Origin of the sequence: uncultured Methylovirgula sp., assembly GCF_947646745.1 — a bacterium.
Classification (GTDB): domain Bacteria; phylum Pseudomonadota; class Alphaproteobacteria; order Rhizobiales; family Beijerinckiaceae; genus Methylovirgula.
Window position 1 is genome coordinate 1 of the sequence record NZ_CANSHK010000016.1, and the last position, 17539, is coordinate 17539.

At 63.2% G+C, this 17539-nt stretch carries 18 protein-coding genes; 5 read left to right on the forward strand and 13 right to left on the reverse strand.

Annotated elements, in window-relative coordinates; all coding sequences use genetic code 11:
* Positions 1–2545: preprotein translocase subunit SecA (gene secA, locus Q0025_RS06370; RefSeq protein ID WP_297297159.1), on the reverse strand; the 2545-nt coding region annotated here is incomplete at its 3' end.
* Between the two features lie 384 nt (positions 2546–2929).
* On the opposite strand from secA, the gene Q0025_RS06375 reads away from it, so the two are divergent.
* The gene (locus tag Q0025_RS06375; RefSeq protein ID WP_297297161.1) at positions 2930–3787 is read left to right on the forward strand and encodes a peptidylprolyl isomerase; all 858 of its coding nucleotides are present in this window, start codon (positions 2930–2932) and stop codon (positions 3785–3787) included.
* A gap of 80 nt (positions 3788–3867) precedes the next feature.
* Positions 3868–5112, forward strand: a complete 1245-nt coding sequence (gene argJ, locus Q0025_RS06380) for a bifunctional glutamate N-acetyltransferase/amino-acid acetyltransferase ArgJ (RefSeq protein ID WP_297297162.1) — start codon at positions 3868–3870, stop codon at positions 5110–5112.
* On the opposite strand, the gene Q0025_RS06385 is transcribed toward argJ, so the two are convergent.
* A complete protein-coding gene (locus Q0025_RS06385; protein WP_297297164.1) occupies positions 5113–5985 on the reverse strand; it encodes a GNAT family N-acyltransferase in 873 nt (290 codons plus the stop codon).
* Between the two features lie 90 nt (positions 5986–6075).
* Here Q0025_RS06385 and Q0025_RS06390 point away from each other — a divergent pair, with 90 nt between their 5' ends.
* Positions 6076–6948: a 1-acyl-sn-glycerol-3-phosphate acyltransferase gene (locus Q0025_RS06390; RefSeq protein ID WP_297297166.1), complete on the forward strand. Its 873-nt coding sequence runs from the start codon at positions 6076–6078 to the stop codon at positions 6946–6948.
* Here the strand turns inward: Q0025_RS06390 and Q0025_RS06395 are convergent.
* A complete protein-coding gene (locus Q0025_RS06395; protein WP_297297168.1) occupies positions 6876–8927 on the reverse strand; it encodes a M3 family metallopeptidase in 2052 nt (683 codons plus the stop codon). The genes Q0025_RS06390 and Q0025_RS06395 overlap by 73 nt on opposite strands.
* Positions 8928–8973: 46 nt before the next feature.
* Positions 8974–9903 (reverse strand): penicillin-insensitive murein endopeptidase, encoded by a 930-nt coding sequence (gene mepA / locus Q0025_RS06400; protein WP_297297170.1) that lies wholly within the window; start codon positions 9901–9903, stop codon positions 8974–8976.
* Between the two features lie 232 nt (positions 9904–10135).
* Between mepA and Q0025_RS06405 the strand changes: the two genes are divergently transcribed.
* A complete protein-coding gene (locus Q0025_RS06405; protein WP_297297172.1) occupies positions 10136–10714 on the forward strand; it encodes a L,D-transpeptidase in 579 nt (192 codons plus the stop codon).
* Here the strand turns inward: Q0025_RS06405 and Q0025_RS06410 are convergent.
* The 7 genes from Q0025_RS06410 to Q0025_RS06440 all read right to left on the reverse strand — a co-directional run bounded on the left by Q0025_RS06410 (position 10690) and on the right by Q0025_RS06440 (position 15198).
* Positions 10690–11118: a hypothetical protein gene (locus tag Q0025_RS06410; protein WP_297297174.1), complete on the reverse strand. Its 429-nt coding sequence runs from the start codon at positions 11116–11118 to the stop codon at positions 10690–10692. The genes Q0025_RS06405 and Q0025_RS06410 overlap by 25 nt on opposite strands.
* A complete protein-coding gene (locus tag Q0025_RS06415; RefSeq protein ID WP_297297176.1) occupies positions 11106–11564 on the reverse strand; it encodes a pyridoxamine 5'-phosphate oxidase family protein in 459 nt (152 codons plus the stop codon). The genes Q0025_RS06410 and Q0025_RS06415 overlap by 13 nt, the downstream gene beginning before the upstream one ends.
* A 103-nt stretch (positions 11565–11667) precedes the next feature.
* On the reverse strand, positions 11668–12069 hold the full coding sequence (mutT, locus tag Q0025_RS06420) for an 8-oxo-dGTP diphosphatase MutT (protein ID WP_297297178.1): 402 nt from the start codon (positions 12067–12069) through the stop codon (positions 11668–11670).
* A complete protein-coding gene (locus tag Q0025_RS06425) occupies positions 12066–12740 on the reverse strand; it encodes an HAD family hydrolase (protein WP_297297180.1) in 675 nt (224 codons plus the stop codon). Before Q0025_RS06425 ends, mutT begins: the two co-directional genes overlap by 4 nt.
* Positions 12737–13471 carry an ABC transporter ATP-binding protein gene (locus Q0025_RS06430; protein WP_297297182.1) on the reverse strand — a complete coding sequence of 245 codons (735 nt, stop codon included), beginning with the start codon at positions 13469–13471 and terminating at the stop codon, positions 12737–12739. The genes Q0025_RS06425 and Q0025_RS06430 overlap by 4 nt, the downstream gene beginning before the upstream one ends.
* Positions 13440–14177, reverse strand: coding sequence for an ABC transporter permease (locus Q0025_RS06435; protein WP_297297270.1), 738 nt, complete (start codon positions 14175–14177; stop codon positions 13440–13442). The genes Q0025_RS06430 and Q0025_RS06435 overlap by 32 nt, the downstream gene beginning before the upstream one ends.
* 4 nt (positions 14178–14181) lie before the next feature.
* A complete protein-coding gene (locus Q0025_RS06440; protein ID WP_297297184.1) occupies positions 14182–15198 on the reverse strand; it encodes an ABC transporter substrate-binding protein in 1017 nt (338 codons plus the stop codon).
* A gap of 131 nt (positions 15199–15329) precedes the next feature.
* Between Q0025_RS06440 and Q0025_RS06445 the strand changes: the two genes are divergently transcribed.
* A complete protein-coding gene (locus Q0025_RS06445; protein WP_297297186.1) occupies positions 15330–15731 on the forward strand; it encodes a c-type cytochrome in 402 nt (133 codons plus the stop codon).
* Positions 15732–15802: 71 nt separating this feature from the next.
* Here the strand turns inward: Q0025_RS06445 and Q0025_RS06450 are convergent, their stop codons facing one another.
* Positions 15803–16588, reverse strand: coding sequence for an ABC transporter permease (locus Q0025_RS06450; protein ID WP_297297272.1), 786 nt, complete (start codon positions 16586–16588; stop codon positions 15803–15805).
* 65 nt (positions 16589–16653) lie between these two features.
* A complete protein-coding gene (locus Q0025_RS06455) occupies positions 16654–17460 on the reverse strand; it encodes an ABC transporter ATP-binding protein (protein WP_297297188.1) in 807 nt (268 codons plus the stop codon).
* Positions 17461–17539: the final 79 nt, after the last annotated feature.

Consider the following 17539-nt stretch of genomic DNA (forward strand, 5'->3'; position numbering starts at 1 on the left):
CGACGTGGTTCAATTGCGCTGTCGTCGTCTCGCGCAATTGGGTGATCAGCTCGCCGAAAAGCTCGAACGCCTCGGACTTATATTCGTTGAGCGGGTCGCGCTGCGCCATGCCGCGCCAGCCGATGACCTGACGCAAGTGATCGAGCGTGACGAGATGGTCGCGCCAGAGATGATCGAGCGATTGCAGCAGAATCTGCTTCTCGACATAGCGCATGAGGCCGGCGCCGTTCTTTTCAACGCGTGCGGCATAGGCTTCGTCGGCGGCCTGCTCCAGGCGCTCGCGCAGAATCTCGTCGGTGATGCCCTCTTCCTTCGCCCAATCGGCCAGCGGCGGCGTGATGTTGAGTTCACGCTCGACGCTCTTTGCCATTTCCTCGATGTCCCAGGTCTCGGGATAGGCATCCGGCGGCGCGAATTTGGCGACGATGTCCTCGACGACGCCGTGGCGCATGTCGGCGATCATGTCTTCGAGCGTCTCCTGCCCCATCATTTCGCGGCGCTGCTCGAAGACCACCTTGCGCTGGTCGTTCATGACGTTGTCGTATTTCAGGATGTTCTTGCGGATGTCGAAATTGCGGCCTTCGACCTTCTGCTGCGCCTTTTCCAGCGCCTTGTTGATCCAAGGATGGACGATCGCCTCGTCTTCCTTGAGGCCGAGCCGCACCAGCATCGAATCCATCCGGTCGGAGCCGAAGATGCGCATCAGATCGTCGGTCAGCGCCAGGAAGAATTTCGACCGGCCCGGATCGCCTTGGCGGCCGGAGCGGCCGCGGAGCTGGTTGTCGATGCGGCGGCTCTCGTGCCGCTCGGTGCCGATGATGTAGAGGCCGCCGGCTTCGAGCGCCTTTTCCTTGAAGCTCGCGACTTCGGCGCGGATCTCGGCTTCCTTGGCTTCGCGCTCCGGCCCTTCCGGCAGGCCGGCGCATTCCTGCGCGACGCGCATCTCGACATTGCCGCCGAGCTGAATGTCGGTGCCGCGGCCGGCCATGTTGGTCGCAACGGTGATCGCGCCGGGCACGCCGGCCTCGGCGACGATATAAGCTTCCTGCTCGTGGAAGCGGGCGTTCAGCACCGCGAAAAGCTTCGACGGCTTACCGGCGCGGGCCGCGGCATAAAGCGGCTGCAGAGCGCCCGGCGCGGTGAAGTCGATCTGCTTATAGCCCTTCTTCTTCAGATAGTCGGCGAGCTGCTCCGACTTTTCAATCGATGTCGTGCCGACGAGCATCGGCTGCATTTTCTGACTGGCGGCGTCGATCTCGGCGACGATGGCGCGCAGCTTCTCATCGGCCGAGCGATAGACTTCGTCGTCCTCGTCGAAACGGCGCACCGCTTTGTTGGTCGGAATTTCGACGACGTCGAGATTGTAGATTTCGGCGAATTCGTCGGCCTCGGTCGCCGCGGTGCCGGTCATGCCGGCGAGCTTCTTATAAAGCCGGAAATAATTCTGGAACGTGATCGAAGCGAGCGTCGCATTCTCCGGCTGGACCTGCACCCGCTCTTTGGCCTCGAGCGCCTGATGCAGACCTTCCGAATAGCGCCGGCCCGGCATCATGCGGCCGGTGAACTCGTCGATGATCACCACTTCGCCGTTGCGGACGATATAGTCCTTGTCGCGCTGAAAGAGCTTGTGCGCGCGCAGAGCCTGGTTGACGTGGTGGACGATCGTCACATTGCCGGCATCATAGAGCGAACCGTCCTCCTCGCTCAGCGCGCCGCTCTCGTGCAGCAACTGCTCCATATGCTCGTTGCCCGCCTCGGTGAGGCTGACGGTGCGCTGCTTCTCGTCGAGGTCGTAATCTTCCGCGGTCAGGCGCGGCAGCAGCTTGTCGATCGAATTATAGAGATCCGACTTGTCGTCAGAAGGGCCGGAAATGATGAGCGGCGTGCGCGCCTCGTCGACCAGAATGGAATCGACCTCGTCGACGATCGCGAAGGCATGGCCGCGCTGAACCATTTGGTTCAGCTCATATTTCATATTGTCGCGCAGATAGTCGAAGCCGAATTCGTTGTTGGTGCCGTAGGTGATGTCGGCGGCATAGGATTCGCGGCGCTCGTTATCGTCCTTGCCGTGGACGATCGTGCCGACGGTGAGGCCGAGGAATTTATAGACGCGGCCCATCCACTCCGCGTCGCGGGTGGCGAGGTAATCATTGACGGTGACGACATGGACGCCGGTGCCCGGCAGCGCATTGAGATAGGCGGCAAGCGTCGCGACAAGGGTTTTGCCTTCGCCGGTGCGCATTTCAGCGATCGAGCCTTCGTGCAGAACCATGCCGCCGATGAGCTGGACGTCGAAATGGCGCTGGCCGAGCACGCGGCGCGCCGCCTCGCGAACGGTGGCGAAGGCCGGAACCAGCAGGTCGTCGAGTTTTTTGCCGGCGGCGAGTTCGGCGCGGAATTTTTCCGTCTGCGCCTGCAATTCCTGATCGGTTAGCTTTTGAATCTCCGGCTCAAGCGCATTGATCGCAGCGACCTTGGGTCGATAGGCCTTCAATCGCCGGTCGTTCGCCGAGCCGAAGATTTTCTTAGCAACCGAGCTGAACATCAAAGACCCTTTCGCGGTCCACCCGTCTTTTCCAGACCGCTGAAAGCGGATGCAGGGCGCCACCGCGGCGCAGTCTCGTGCAACCGAGCCGACGCCGGCCTGCGGGCCTCATCTGCGTCTGTCTCAACGCGGTGAAATCGAACACGCGGCGCAGCTTGACCCCGAATGCAGTGCAGCAACCCGCCCTGCCGGGAGTGCCCGAGAGATAAGAGGGGGGTCCCGGCTTGTCAATCGAACCGCCCTCTGCGGGCGGCTTTTCGCGGTTCAGGTTTCGCGCTTTTTTTATGTTTCGCTCTTGGCGGACAGGCGCGACCCATTTAAGCCGGAATTGCCCCGCTCTATCCCCGCCCCGGGCCTTGACCATCGCATATCGAGGAGTTCCGCATGATTTCCGCCAAACGATTGCACGCGGGCGCCCTCGGCGTCGGCCTGATCCTGGCGACCTTTGCCCCGATGGCACCGGCCGCCGCCGCGGTGCTGGCGACAGTCAATGGTGTCAACATCACCGACGATGATCTGCGGATCGCCGCCCAAGACCTCGGCGACAGCATTCCGCGCCAGCTCGATGCCAAGGGCCGGCAGCAATATCTCCTCGATTATCTCATCGACGGGACGCTGGTGGCGCAGAAGGCGCTGCAGGACAAGCTCGACCAAGGACCGGACTTCGCCAAGGAACTCGCCTATTACCGCTCGAAGGTCCTGATGGAGGCTTTGCTGACCAAAGTCGCGCGTGAGGCAGTCACGCCCGAAAACCTGCAAAAGACCTATGAGGAAGCGGCCAAGGCGCAGAAGCCGGAAGAGGAAATCCATGCCCGCCATATTCTCGTCGCGACCGAAGCCGAGGCCGAGGCGGTCGAGAAACGGCTGAAGGCGGGCGAGGATTTCGCCAAGGTCGCCAAGGAATTGTCGAAGGACACCGGCTCCGATGGCGGCGACCTCGGCTGGTTCACCAAAGAGAAGGTCGTGCCGGAATTCGCCAACGCGGCTTTCAAACTCAAGGTCGGCGACATTTCGGCGCCGGTGAAGAGCGAATTCGGCTGGCACATCATCCAGGTGCTCGCCGTCCGCCAGACCCAGTTCCCGCCTTTCGACCAGGTGAAGAACCAGGTGACGGCTTATGTGATCCAGAAGGCGCAGACGGAACTCGTCGAAAGCTTGCGCAAGGACGCCAAGATCGTGCGCACCGAGCCGGCCCCCGTCCCGCCCGCCTCCGTGCCAGCCCCGGCGCCGAACAAGAAATAGACGGCGCGACCGGCGGGGAAATTCATCGACCTGTTACAGAGGATCGGCTATGGACGGGCACGTCCAACGCCGGTCCGCGTATGTCCGATCCAGCCAAAATCTCGCCGCTCGCCCCGAAGACCTTCCCCGACGTTCCGCCGGTCGACGGCGTGCGCTTCGCAACCGGCGCCGTCGGCATCCGTTACAAGGGCCGCACCGATGTGATGCTGGCGCTCTTCGACAAGGGCACGCAAGTCGCGGGCGTCTTCACCAAATCGAAATGCGCCTCCGCCCCGGTCGATTGGTGCCGGGCGCGGCTCGGCCGCGGCAAGGCGCGGGCCCTCGTCGTCAATTCCGGCAACGCCAATGCCTTCACCGGCAAGACCGGCGCCGAGGCCGTCAAGCGCACCGCCGATCTCGCCGCGGCGGCCATAGGCATACGGCCGGCCGACATTTTCATCGCTTCAACCGGCGTCATCGGCGAACCGCTCGATGCGGCGAAATTCGACGGCGTCTTCGAGACGCTCGCCGGCGAGGCTTCGCCTACGGGCCTCCTCGGCGCCGCCAAAGCGATCATGACGACGGATACATTTCCGAAGGTCGCGATGGTCAAAGCGCAGATCGACGGGATCGAGGTGACGATCGCCGGCATGGCGAAAGGCGCCGGCATGATCGCGCCGGACATGGCGACCATGCTCTCCTTCATCTTCACCGACGCGCCGATCGCTGCGCCGGTGTTACAGAAGCTGCTCGACAAGGGCGTCGAGCCGTCGTTCAACGCCATTACCGTCGACGGCGACACATCGACTTCGGACACGCTGCTTCTCTTTGCCACCGGCGCTGCGGCCGAGCGGGGCGCGCCGCAAATCGACGCCTATGACCGGCGCCTCAAAGATTTCCGCCACGCTCTCGATGCCCTGTTGCGCGATCTCGCCTTCCAGGTCGTGCGCGACGGCGAAGGCGCGCGCAAATTCGTCTCGATCACGGTCGAAGGCGCGACGAGCCGTAAATCGGCGAAGACCATCGCCAAGGCGATCGCCAATTCGCCGCTGGTGAAGACGGCTGTCGCCGGCGAGGATGCCAATTGGGGCCGCGTGGTCATGGCGGTCGGCAAGGCGGGCGAGCCGGCCGAGCGCGATCGGCTGGCGATCTGGTTCGGCGACATCCGCGTCGCTCACAAGGGTCTGCGCGACCCCGCCTACGATGAGAAGAAAGTCGCGGCGCTGATGCGCCTGCCGGAGATCGCCATCCGCGTCGATCTCGGCCTCGGCAAGGGTGCGGCGACGGTCTATACCTGCGATTTGACGAAGGAATACGTCGCCATCAACGGCGACTACCGGTCGTAATTACGCCGCAGCGCTCTCGCTCGCATCGCCGCCATAATAGGCGATATAGCGCTGTTCGATTTCGGCGATGGGCATGACCGTGAACACGTCGATCGTGCCGAATTGCGGATCGATCACCGCGCCTTCGCCGAATTTCGCGCCGACCCGCAGATAAGCCTTGATGAGCGGCGGCAGTGCAGCCAAGCCTTTGCGCTTGTCGATGCTGCCCTTGTCGAGCGCATCCATCGCCACGCCGCGGCCTTGGCGCGGCCGCACCTGCCATTCGGCCTCGGCCGAGGCATGATGATGCAGAAAGCTCAAGGGCAGCGCCAAAGCGAGCGGATTGGTGCCCGGCAGGCTGGCGCAGCCGAACAGCACGTCGATGTGGTAGTGCTGGGCATAGGTCCAGAGCCCGCGCCAGAGCAGCTCGATCACCCGCTTCGAGCGATATTTGGCGTGGACGCAGGAGCGGCCAAGCTCGAGAAATCTTTTGCCGGCATGGCGCGCAAGCAGCGGCGCGATATCGAATTCGCTTTCGCTGTAGAAGCCGCCGTGGTCCGCCGCGACCTCGCCGCGGAGCAGCCGGTAGGTCCCGACGATCTTCGGCTTGACCCGGCCGAAGGCATTGCGCGCGGCGAGATCGACAATCAGCAGATGATCGCAGAATTTGTCGAAGGGGCAGATATCGCGCCGCACCAGCGCCGAATGGCCAGAGGCGGTGGCGCCGCCTTCCTCATAGAAGACTTTATAGCGCAGCCGCTGCGCCTTGCGGATTTCCTTGCCGCGGGCAATGCGGATCTCGAAATCGCCGAAGCGGCCGAGCACGCGCGGCAGGTCGCCGCGGGCCGCGCGCTTGGCGCGCAGCAGGCGCCGGCCGGGAGAAAACGGGATCACGGCGCCAAAGGGCTCTATCGGCCACATGTTTTTTCGAATCGTCTGCTCAGATAAGGTTTGCTGAGGCTAATGAGCCCGAACGAAACTTTGATGACGCGAGCCGGCCGCACCATGGCCCTGTCCTACCCGATTTCGCGCCTGATTTCACGCGGCTTTTTATGGAGCGGCGTGGGCCTGCGGGCAGCGGCGCTGTTTTTGACGATTATTCTTTCGTTCTTGATTTTCGCGCCGATTCAAGCGGCGCTGTTGCAATGGGCGCCGCGTCACGGCCAAGCGCTGCCGCGGCTTTTCTACAGGATCGTCCTCGCTTTGGTGAAAGTGCGCGTGACGGTCGGCGGCCGGCCCTCCGGCGAGATCGCCGCCTTGGTCATCACCAACCACGTCTCCTGGACCGATATTCCAGCCCTTGGCGCGCTGTTTCCGGCCTCGTTCGTCGCCAAGAGCGAGGTCGGCCGCTGGCCGATCATCCGCACGTTCGCGCGCCTGGTGAATACGATCTTTGTCGATCGCGGCGACCGCAAGACGATTCCGACGACAAACGCCGCCATGCTGACCCATATCGCGGCGGGTGGCCATGTCGTGCTCTTTCCCGAAGCGACGACCCATGCCGACGGGCCGCAACCTTTCCATTCCGCCCATTTTGCGATCGTTGAAGACTTGCAAAAAACTGGCGGAACCCATGCCATCCAGCCGATCGCCATTCGCTATACGGCCGCGCATGCGCCGTGGATCGGCGATGATGCGCTACTACCGCATGTCGTCACGCTGATGAAAAACGCGCCGGTGACCTGCGAATTGATCTTCTGCGAGCCCTTGCCGCTCGACCAGCCACAGCCGCGCCGCGCAGTCGCACAGGTATGTTTTGAACGGATCGCTGCGGCCTATCGCGATCAAGCCTCGACCAGTCCGCGCTTCTTGAGCAGTGACTCGGGCGACGCGGACCGGCCGCGGAACGCGCGATAGGCGGCATCAGGATCGGCGCGATTGCCGGCGGCATAAACGTGCTGTTTCAGCCGCGCGGCGACATCGGGCGCAAAGACATCGCCCGTTTCGGCAAAGGCTGCAAAACCGTCGGCATCGAGCACCTCCGACCACAGATACGAGTAATAGCCGGCCGAATAGCCGTCGCCGGCAAAGACATGGGTGAAATGCGGCAACCGGTGGCGCATCGCGATCGCCTCGGGCATGCCGATTTCGGCGAGCTTCGCCCGCTCGAAAGCCACAATATCGAGATCGTCGCCCGCCTCGGTGCTGTGCAAGGCGAGATCGACGAGCGCCGAGGCGGTATATTCGACAGTGAGAAAACCCTGATTGAATTGCCGCGCGGCGATGATTTTTTCGATCAAAGCCTCAGGCATCGGCTCACCCGTCTGGTAATGGCGCGCAAAACGGCGCAGCACGTCGCTCTGCTCGAACCAATGTTCGTAGAGCTGCGACGGGAACTCGACGAAATCCGATGCGACATTCGTCCCCGCAAGCGACGGGAAGGTAACATCCGACAAAAGCCCATGCAGCGCGTGACCGAATTCGTGGAAGAGCGTGCGCGCATCGTCGAAGCTCAAGAGACAGGCTTCGCCCGGCGGCGGCTTCACGAAATTCAACACATTGACGATGATCGGCAGAACCTCGCCATCGAGCTTCTGCTGGTCGCGATAGGCACCCATCCAGGCGCCGCCGTGCTTCGAGGAGCGGGCGAAATAATCGCCAATGAACAGGCCGATCGCCCCGCCCGCCTCATTGCGCACGGTCCAGGCGCGCGCATCCGGATGATAGAGCGCAATGTCGCTGCGTGCCTCGAAGGTGAGGCCGAAAAGTTTTTGCGCCGTGTAGAAGACGGCGTCGATCATCGCATCGAGCGGCAGATAGGGCTTAAACGCCGCTTCATCGAGATCGAACTCCGCCTTGCGCCGCTTCTCGGCATAATAGCGCCAGTCCCAGGGCTGTAGCGTGAAATTACCGCCCTCGGCGGCAACCAGAGCCTGCAAAGCCGCCTCCTCGCGCAGCGCCCTGGCGCGACCGCGCGTCCATACTTCATCGAGGAGATGCCGCGCCGCCGCCGGGGTTTTCGCCATCATGTCGGCCAGGCGATATTCGGCGAAATTTTCAAAGCCGAGAAGCCGGGCTTTCTCCTGACGCAGCGTCACCATTTCTGCGGCGATGGCGCGATTGTCATTCGTGCCTTCGTTTTCGCCGCGCGCCACCCAGGCGCGAAAAATCTTCTCGCGCAGATCGCGCCGCGGCGACATTTGCAAAAATGGTTCGATCGACGAACGCGCCAGCGTGATCGCATATTTGCCCTCGTGGCCTCGCTCTTTCGCCGTGGCCGCCGCCGCGGCGCGCTGCCAATCCGGCAGGCCCGCAAGGTCATCCTCATCGAGAATCAAAGCAAAGGCGTTCTCGGCGGCGAGTACGTTCTGCGAGAATTGCGTGCCAAGCGCGGCAAGCCTTTCGCCGATCGCGGCGAGCCGCGCCCTGACCTTCGCCAGCTGACCGGCCCCGGCGCGGCGAAAGCCAATATAATGACGCTCGAGCGCGCGCTTCTCCTCATCGCCAAGACCGAGCCGTTCGCGCTGATGCCAGAGCGCGTTGATGCGGGCAAAGAGGGCGTCGTTGAGATGGATTTCGGCCTCGTGCGCGGCGAAAAGCGGCGCAACGTCGCGCTCGATCGCCTCGATCGCATCGCTCGTGTCGGCGCCGGCGAGGTTGAAGAACAGCGCCGACAGGCGGGTGAGCAAACGGCCCGAGCGTTCGAGAGCAACGATCGTGTTCTCGAAGGTCGGCGGCGCCGGATTTTCGGCGATATCGGCAATCTCGGTTTTATGCGCAGCGAAAGCCGCAGCAAAAGCGGGCGGAAAATCCGCCGGCTCGATCGCAGAAAAAGGCGGCGCGGCGAACGGCCCGGTCCAGTTTTCGAGCAGGGGATTTGGCGTATCGCGCGTCATCGGCGTCCTCCATCCCCCGCAATATGGGTGAAGGGGCGGCGCGGCGCTACCTTTGCGTCAGAATCGTCCGACAGGCGGCCGGCAGATCGGCCAGCGTCAGGGCGGGGCGCGGCCGCGCCGGGCCGAGCTGCGGGCGCGGGTGCAGCACGGCATCGGAGAACCAATAGGCGAGCGAGGCTTGATCGCAGCCGTCGCCGGGCGCGACTGGGTCTTGCGCCTCGCAGGAGGGTTCACCCGGCGGACAGACGAGCCGGACATGGAAGTGATAATCGTGCCCGAAGAACGGGCGCACCTTATGCAGCCAGGCGCGATCCGGACCGGCCGTGCGGCAGAGCGCCTTCTTGATCGCGGCATTGACGAAAATCCGCTGAACCTCCGGATCTTCCGCCGCCGCCTTGATGACGGCGGCATGATCCGGCGTCCAATAGCGCGGGTCGACATCGAGCCGGTCGGCCCGCACGACATTGGTCGACATCATGTCCTCGCGCTGCTCGCGCGAGAGCAAATGAGGCGGCATCGGCTTCAACCAAATATCGACATCGAGGCCGATCTGGTGCGACGCATGGCCGGTCAGCATCGGACCGCCGCGCGGCTGCGACATGTCGCCGACGAGAATGCCCGGCCAGGAACTGACGCGCGGCACCTTGCGGGCGAAGCGCTCAAGGAAGGCGACGAGCTGCGGCGTGCCCCAATTGCGGTTGCGCGAGAGACGCATGACCTGCCAGTCGGGGCCGTCGACGGGCAGAGCGATGCCGCCGGCGAGGCAGCCGCGCGAATAGAAGCCGATGCTGCGCGCCGCCGCCTCGGTCGGGCTCAGCACACGGCCAAAAAGCTGCTTGGCCGGCGTCGAAGCCTTGGGATGTTCGATCGGCGGCAGCTTTTTTGGATAAAGCGTTCCCAAATCCTGGGCGCTGGCGGCCCAGGTCATCGCCGCAAGACCGAAAAGTCCAAAAGCCAAAGCTGATAATTTGCGCATCTGCAGCGACCCTCTGCGCCAATCCTCAGTGCGGTCCGGCGGCGCCATCGCAAGTCTGCTTAAGCATAATGCTTTACCCTTACCGCAACCCTTACCGCATGGGGACGCGCGCTTCCATTTCCCGATCCCGGATTTCACATAAACCTTACTTGAACGGGGCGGTTTACGCGGCGCGCCCGGTATGAGACGAATAGCCTGTCTGCGGCGCGTCTCGGCCGCATCGAGGTGCGTGATGCGTAAGTTCGCTGCTGGTATCGTGTTGCTGAGCGGCCTCCTTTCGGTTTCGCCGGCGGCGGCAAAAGTGTCGATCGACATCGACCTGAGTGCGCAGACGATGCATGTCGTCTCCTCGACGGGCACATATGATTGGCCGATTTCTTCGGCCCGTGACGGTTACGTGACGCCGGACGGCACGTTCGCGCCGCAAAGCCTGCAGTCGATCCATTATTCGAAGAAATATTATCATTCGCCGATGCCGCATTCGATCTTCTTCGCCGGCGGCTATGCCATCCACGGGACCTATGAGACGCGCTGGCTCGGCCGTCCCGCCTCGCATGGCTGCGTGCGGATCTCCCCGGAAAACGCCGCGCTTTTGTTCGAAATGGTGAAGCAAGAAGGCGGCATCATCCATATCACCGGCCGGCCGCCGGCGACGCATTATGCCGTGCGCCATCGCCGCCATCCCTATTATGCCACGGCGCCGCGCGGCTGGGGCCCGCAGCCCATGGGGTATGGCTACAGTCCCTGGGGCTATGCGCCGCAAGGTCCGCAATGGGGCTATCCGGCCTATGGCGGTGACGCTGACCAATAGGTCGCTTGAGACTTGCCGGACCTGAAAGCGGGAAAGAGCCCGAAAACGATCTGGCCCGCCAGCCCGGCAGCGCCCGCAACAGTCGCATAAGCGCGCAGATATTCGGCCAGCGATCGGTTGAAGGCGAGCCGGGCCAGCGCCCATTCGGCCATCATCAAGAGGGCAAACGCGATCGCGCCCATGGCGAGCCCGGCGCCGCGCCCGCGGACGCCGAACGTCCGGATCGATATCCCGCAGGCGAGCCAGGACACGAGCAAGATCAACGGCAATTCAAGAAGAACCGCACGCAGCTCACCCCATCGCGGCGCGATCCAGAGCACGCGAATAGTCCCGAACACGAACCCGGCCGCGAAGACGAGCGCGACATAAAGGATCGCCGCGCCGCCGATGTTCAGACGTCGCACGTGACGAGATCGGTGTGGGCGAAGCCGAGGGTATAGTCGAGCACCGAAATGACGCTCGGCGTCACCCGGAAAATCGCAACGTCGGCCGGCGACGGCAAGGGGAGGGTCACGCCGTCCTGTGCCGGATAGCGCGCGAAGAGCAAGCCGAGCGCCTTCGCGCCCTCGGCCTCATCGACAACGCGATGGGCATGCGCCGCCATCGACAATCCCTTGATCTGCATGACCTGGTCGATGTCGTCATCGATGGCCAGGGACACGCGATCGTCGCGAGCGAGATTGGCGGCTTTCTGACTGTCCTTGCCGCAGAGGAAATATAGCGTGAGCCCCGCGTTGGCATAGCCGACCGTCGTCGTCTGCGGCCAGCCATCGGGCCTGATTGTAGCGATCCTCATCGTCCGATGCTTGTCGAGCAGCGCGACGATCTTTTGCTTTACCGCTTCGTCCATCGGATGCCTCCAGCGCGATGACGCTGAAAGCTAGCCGCGGCACATCTCAACGCCTTGATTTTTCTCAACGCATTGACGGCGCCTGACCGCCGTCAAGATTGGCCTAGGTCAAGAGGTCGATGAGCGCCGGAATCAGCGGCGCATCGGCCGGCGGCATCGGATAATCGCGCAGGTTTTGCGGCCGCACCCATTTGAGGGCCTGGTTCTCGCGCGACGTAACCTGGCCGCGCCAGCGCCGGCAGATATAGAGCGGCATCAGCAAGTGAAAGGCGGGGTAGGCGTAGCTCGCAAAGCTCAGCGGCGCGAGGCAGGCTTCCTCGACCGTGATGCCGAGCTCCTCTTGGAGTTCGCGGATCAGCGCGGGTTCCGGCCGCTCGCCGTCATGCAATTTTCCGCCGGGAAATTCCCAAAGGCCGGCCAGCTCTTTGCCCTCCGGGCGCTGCGCGATCAGGACGCGATTGTCGGGGTCGATCAGCGCCGCGGCAACGACGAGAAGAAGTTTCATGACACGGCCTGTCCGGCGCTGAGCTTTGCGACGGCATCCGGCAAGTCCGCCATTTTGGTCAAAACGACCGCCGCACCGGCGGCATGCAGCGCCTTGCTCAAGTCTGCATCGGCGTGACTTGCGCCGGCAAAGCCGATGACGCCCATGCCGGCGCGCCGTGCGGCGGTGACGCCGGCAGGCGAATCCTCGATGACGATTGTCTCGCCGGGCGCTGCCCGCATCGATCGTGCGGCAAGGAGAAACAGATCCGGGGCCGGCTTGCCGTGCGCCACCTGTTCGGCGCTGAAGACATGCGTGCCGAAGAGGGGCGCGAGGCCGGTGACCTCAAGCGACAAAGCGATACGCTCCGGCGACGAAGAAGAGGCGACGCAGATCGGCCATGGCAGATGCGCGATGGCCTCTTTCACACCTTCGACCGCGCGCAGCTCGTGGCGCAATCGATCGAACAACAAAGCCTTCATCCGTACGCCCGTGTCCGCAGGGATGGGACGGCCGATATCTGCTTCGATCTCGGCGAGTACTTCCGGGGTGCGGCGGCCCATGAAGCGGCCGCGGCTTTCAGAGAGCGACATCGGCCGGCCAAGGCCGGCCAGCATTTGGGCGAGAACATCGAAGGCAATGATTTCGGAATCGACGAGCACGCCGTCACAATCGAAGATCAGCAAGCTCAAACCGAAGTCTCCGCCAGGATCGCGCCGATCTGCGCTTTCGTCTTCGCCGCGTAATCGGCCGTCATCGCCCGGCGCGGCAAGGTCACATCGATATTGCCGACGATCTCGGCCGGGCGTCGGCCGAGCAGGAGGATGTGATCGGCGAGCCGGATCGCTTCGTCGATATCGTGCGTAACAAGCAGGGTCGTGACCAGCCTGCGCTCGACCAGCATTGCAACCTCGCTTGCGAGCCGCCGGGCGAGGGCCTCATCGAGCGAGACGAACGGTTCATCGAGCACCAGCAGATTGGGCGCGATCGCCAGCGCCCGCGCCAGCGCGACGCGGCGCGCCTGGCCGAGCGACAGTTCGCCGGGAAAATTGTGCAGATGATCGCCGATGCCGAGATCGTCGGCGAGTTTCGTCAAATCCTCTACCGCCGCCAACGGTGCGGCGAGTTTCAGATTGTCGAGCACCGAACGCCAAGGCAGCAATCGCGGCTCTTGGAAGACGACGCCGATTTTCGTCTCCGGCGGCAGCCTCACCCAGCCTTCGAAGTCGCGATCAAGACCGATGATGATGCGCAAGAGCGTCGTCTTGCCGTAACCCGACGGGCCGACCAGCGCATGGATCTTGCCGGCTTCCAAAGTCAGCGAGAAATCGCGCAGCACTTCGCGCTGGCCGCCATTGGCGGCGTGAAAAGCCTTGCGCCTGACGAAGACTTCAAGCTGCTTTGGGTCGCCAACGGGAGACATGTCGCTCGAAAGGTTGCACGAGGAAGGTTTCGATCGCCAGCATGATGCCGACGAAGGGCAGCGCATAGGCAAGCAGCAGCGCCACGTCGAAGAGCTGGAAGGCGCTGCCGATCTCGAAGCCGACGCCGTTGGAACGGCCCATCAGTTCGACGACGAGCACGATTTTCCAGACGAGCGAGAGACCGGCCCGCGTCGCCGCCGCGATATAGGGCGCAAGCTGCGGCAGCATCACATGTTTGACGCGCGTCTGCCAGGGCATAGCGAAGACCGTTGCCATTTCCTCGAGGCCCGGATCGAGCGCGCGGGCGCCTTCGCGGATGGTCACGACCGTATTGGGGAATTTGTTCAGCGCCACCGCCAGCACCGCGGCGACATCGGTCAGGCCGAGCCAGACATAGGCAAGCACGATGATGACGAGCGCCGGCAGATTGAGGAGGATGACAAGCCAGGGGTCGCCGAGCCGGTTGAAGGTCGCGCTACGGCCCATCCAAATGCCGAAGATCGTCCCAAGCAGCATCGCCAAGGTGAACGCGACGGCGACCCTGGCCAAGGTCGTGGCGAGATTGAAATAGAGGGCATGCGAATGCGCCTCGCGGCCGATGACGGCGAGCACCGCCAGCGGCGGCGGCAAAAGCCGGCTTGCGGCGACCATCGAGGCCGCCTGCCAAAGCGCGATCAACAACAGAAGCGACAGCAGCCTCAGCAGCACGTCATTGACCCGCCGCGTCTTTGTAGAACGTCCCGCTGTCGAGCTCCGAGGCGGGGCCGACGAGCTTGGCGCCGCCGATCTTGGCAAGCACCAGATAGAGCGTGCGCGCATCCGCCTCTTCGGCGGCGATCGGCCGCCGTGCCGTGCCGGCGAGATAGCGCTTGCGGTAGATTTCGAGCGCCGCCGGATCGGTGACGCCGATCTTCTCGCCGATCTTTTTCCAATCCTGCGGCGAATGCGCCAGAATGTCTTGCGCCTCGGCCGTCATCGCAAAGAAGCGCCGCAACAGATCGGCATGACTTGCGGCATAAGCCTCGTCGAAAACATAGCCGACCATGGCGACGCGGCCCGTCGCGCCGAGCGCCCTTTCGACATCTTCGATGCCGATCAGCCGCGTAAATCCCTTGGTTTCGAGCGCCGCGCAGAAATTCCAGAAGTTCAGCGTCGCGTCATCCTTGCCTTCGAGGCTTTGCTGCGCCAGCAGCGGCGGCGCGCCATAGAGGATGGTCGCGTCGGAATCGAGATCGAGGCCGGAATTTTTGGCGTAGGCCTGCAGCAGCAGCCAGCTCTTGTCGAGCGGGCCGCCGGCAACGCCGAGCTTCTTGCCCTTGAGATCGGCAAGCGTCTTGATCGGGGAGCCGGGCGGCACCATCACCGCCCCGAGCGTGCTCGAATAGGGATAGAATTTGAGCTTGCCGCCGAGGCTGCGTTCGCGCGACACCCAAAGCCAGTCGGACAGGATCACGTCGGCCGAACCGCCCATGATCGCGACCTTGCCGGCTTCGGTCGTCGCAAGCTCGGTGACATCGAGATTGATGCCGGCCTTCTTGTCGAGCCCGTGATCTTGGATGACACCGAGTTCCCAGGAAAAAGTCCCGGTCTTTTGCGCCGCGATGCGCAGCGTGTCGGCGGCTTCAGCACGGCCGGCGCAGGCGAGCAGCAATACGAGGCAAAAGGCCGCAATTTTGCGGCCCGAATTTTGAGGCGTGGCGGCCTTGACTAAGGAAACGTCGCTCATCCTGCGGTCACTCATCGTTCACAATTGCGTTGCGGATTGTCATCTCGCTGCAGATCAGGCTACACATGGGCTGGAAGCGCTCTAAATTGACGCGCGCTGGCGAGTGGCGCCTGGAGAAGGGGAAGGAAGCGATGAAGCAAATGCGTATCGTCTTTGCTGCGGCGGGGGTTCTGGCCATGGCCGGATTGGCGCATCCAGCCTATGCCGCGGGCGACGCGGCGGCCGGTGAGCAGATTTTCGAACATACCTGCCATCTCTGCCACCAGATCGGCCCCGGTGCGAAGAATTTCGTCGGTCCCGAACTGAACGGCCTGAACGGCCGCAAGGCCGGCACGGCCGCCGGCTATGATTATTCCGACGCGATGAAGAAGTCGGGCATCACCTGGAACGAAGACACGTTCAAGAAGTACATCACCAATCCGCAGGCCGATATTCCGGGCGTCAAGATGATCTTCGCCGGCTTGGACAAGCACAGCCAGCGCGACAATATCTGGGCCTATCTTTCGCAGTTCAAGGCGGACGGCTCGAAATAGAGCCGCGCCACGCTGCATGAGCCGATTAACGCTCCGGTTCGCGCCGGAGCGTTTTTGTTTCACGGCCACGCTCATTCGGCGGCTCCGCCGCGGCGGATCAACATGCCGCGCGCTGGATCATAAGCCAGAATCGCCGCCGCCAGGAAAACGACGAGGCAACCCGAGACGACCGCAAGCGACAGCCAATCGACCTGCAGATAAAGCGCAAAGCGGATGAGTTCGACCGCATAAGTGAACGGATTGAGCTGACAGACCGTGGCGAGCCAGGGCGCGCCTTCCTGCACCTTCCAGATTGGATAGAGCGCGCTCGAGGCGAAGAACATCGGGAAGATGACGAAGTTCATCACCCCGGCGAAATTTTCCAATTGCCGGACCATCGACGACAGCGCCATGCCGAGCGCCCCGAGCATCAGGCCGGCGAGCATCAATGCCGGCAATACGGCGACGTAGCCCCAAAGCGAATCCGGTTCGATGCCCCAGAAATAAGCGACAAGCAGATAGGCATAGACCTGCAGGATCGACACCGCCGCGCCGGCCAGCAGTTTCGATGTCAAGAGATACCAGCGCGGCAGCGGGCTGACGAGCAGGGTCCGCATATTGCCCGTCTCGCGGTCATAGACCATCGACAGCGACGATTGCATGCCGTTGAAGAGCTGGATCATCGCGATCAGCCCGGGCGTGATGTAGACGGGGTAGAGAATGTAGGTCTGATACGGCGGGATGATCGACACGCCGAGCACCGAGCGAAAACCGGCGGCGAAGATGAACAGCCAGACAAGCGGCCGCACCAAGGCCGAGATGAACCGGCCGCGCTGATGCACGAAACGCAAGGCTTCGCGCCAGACGATGCCGCCCATGCAGATGAGATATTGCGCAAGCGTGAAGCCGCGCGCCGGCGCCGCCTGTGTCGTCGTCAGGCTCGTCACGGCGCGTCCCCCTGACTGATGTCGGCGCCGGTGATTTTCACGAAAGCGCTGCGCATATCGGGCGCGCCGCTGCGCGCCACAATTTCGCTCGCGACGCCTTTGTCGAGCACTTTGCCCTGGTGCAGGATGACGACGCAATCGCTCGGCGCGATCTCGTCGATCAGATGCGTCGTCCACAGAACCCCGAGGCCTTCCGTGGCGACAAGATCGCGCACCTGGGCGATGATGTCGGCGCGGGCCTTGATATCGAGCCCAACCGTCGGCTCGTCGAGCAGCAGCAAATGCGGATGATGCAGAAAGGCGCGGGCGATTTCGACGCGGCGGATGTAGCCGCCGGAAAGATTGCGCACTTTCTCCCTGGCACGATCGGCAAGGCCGGCGCGGGCGAGTACATCGACCATCCGACGCTTGGCCTCGAACGGCCCGATGCCATGCAGGGCCGCGTGATAGATGAGATTCTGCGTGACTGTCAGCTCAAGATCGAGCGTGCGCGCCTGGAAGACGACGCCGAGACGACGCAAGGCTTCGCCGCTTTGTTTGGCGACGTCATAGCCGAAAATTTTGATCGTGCCGCTGCGGTTCACATAGAGCCGCGTGATCAGCGAAAACAGCGTGCTCTTGCCGGCGCCGTTCAGGCCGAGCAGGACCGTGAACGTACCGGGCGCAACCGTGAAGGACACATTGTCGAGCGCCCTGCGCTTGCCGTAGAAATGCGTAACGCCCGCGACCTCGAGCGCGGCCTCGGCCGCGGCTGGCGGCGCATCCGGCGTCTTCGCTACTGTTTCTTCCCGCTGAACCAACATTCTCGCCATCTGGATAACGCGGGGCGACCGGGAAAGTTTGGCAAGCCCGCGCAGCCTTTATCATGCGACGCGCCGAAAC

What these genes read in the sequence shown, in the direction of transcription:
- Q0025_RS06375 (WP_297297161.1), top strand. Translation starts at nt 2,930, where the DNA reads ATGATTTCCGCCAAACGATTGCACGCGGGCGCCCTCGGCGTCGGCCTG.
- argJ (WP_297297162.1), top strand. Translation starts at nt 3,868, where the DNA reads ATGTCCGATCCAGCCAAAATCTCGCCGCTCGCCCCGAAGACCTTCCCC.
- Q0025_RS06390 (WP_297297166.1), top strand. Translation starts at nt 6,076, where the DNA reads ATGACGCGAGCCGGCCGCACCATGGCCCTGTCCTACCCGATTTCGCGC.
- Q0025_RS06395 (WP_297297168.1), bottom strand. Translation starts at nt 8,927, where the DNA reads ATGACGCGCGATACGCCAAATCCCCTGCTCGAAAACTGGACCGGGCCG.
- mepA (WP_297297170.1), bottom strand. Translation starts at nt 9,903, where the DNA reads ATGCGCAAATTATCAGCTTTGGCTTTTGGACTTTTCGGTCTTGCGGCG.
- Q0025_RS06405 (WP_297297172.1), top strand. Translation starts at nt 10,136, where the DNA reads ATGCGTAAGTTCGCTGCTGGTATCGTGTTGCTGAGCGGCCTCCTTTCG.
- Q0025_RS06415 (WP_297297176.1), bottom strand. Translation starts at nt 11,564, where the DNA reads ATGGACGAAGCGGTAAAGCAAAAGATCGTCGCGCTGCTCGACAAGCAT.
- mutT (WP_297297178.1), bottom strand. Translation starts at nt 12,069, where the DNA reads ATGAAACTTCTTCTCGTCGTTGCCGCGGCGCTGATCGACCCCGACAAT.
- Q0025_RS06430 (WP_297297182.1), bottom strand. Translation starts at nt 13,471, where the DNA reads ATGTCTCCCGTTGGCGACCCAAAGCAGCTTGAAGTCTTCGTCAGGCGC.
- Q0025_RS06440 (WP_297297184.1), bottom strand. Translation starts at nt 15,198, where the DNA reads ATGAGCGACGTTTCCTTAGTCAAGGCCGCCACGCCTCAAAATTCGGGC.
- Q0025_RS06445 (WP_297297186.1), top strand. Translation starts at nt 15,330, where the DNA reads ATGAAGCAAATGCGTATCGTCTTTGCTGCGGCGGGGGTTCTGGCCATG.
- Q0025_RS06450 (WP_297297272.1), bottom strand. Translation starts at nt 16,588, where the DNA reads ATGGGCGGCATCGTCTGGCGCGAAGCCTTGCGTTTCGTGCATCAGCGC.
- Q0025_RS06455 (WP_297297188.1), bottom strand. Translation starts at nt 17,460, where the DNA reads ATGTTGGTTCAGCGGGAAGAAACAGTAGCGAAGACGCCGGATGCGCCG.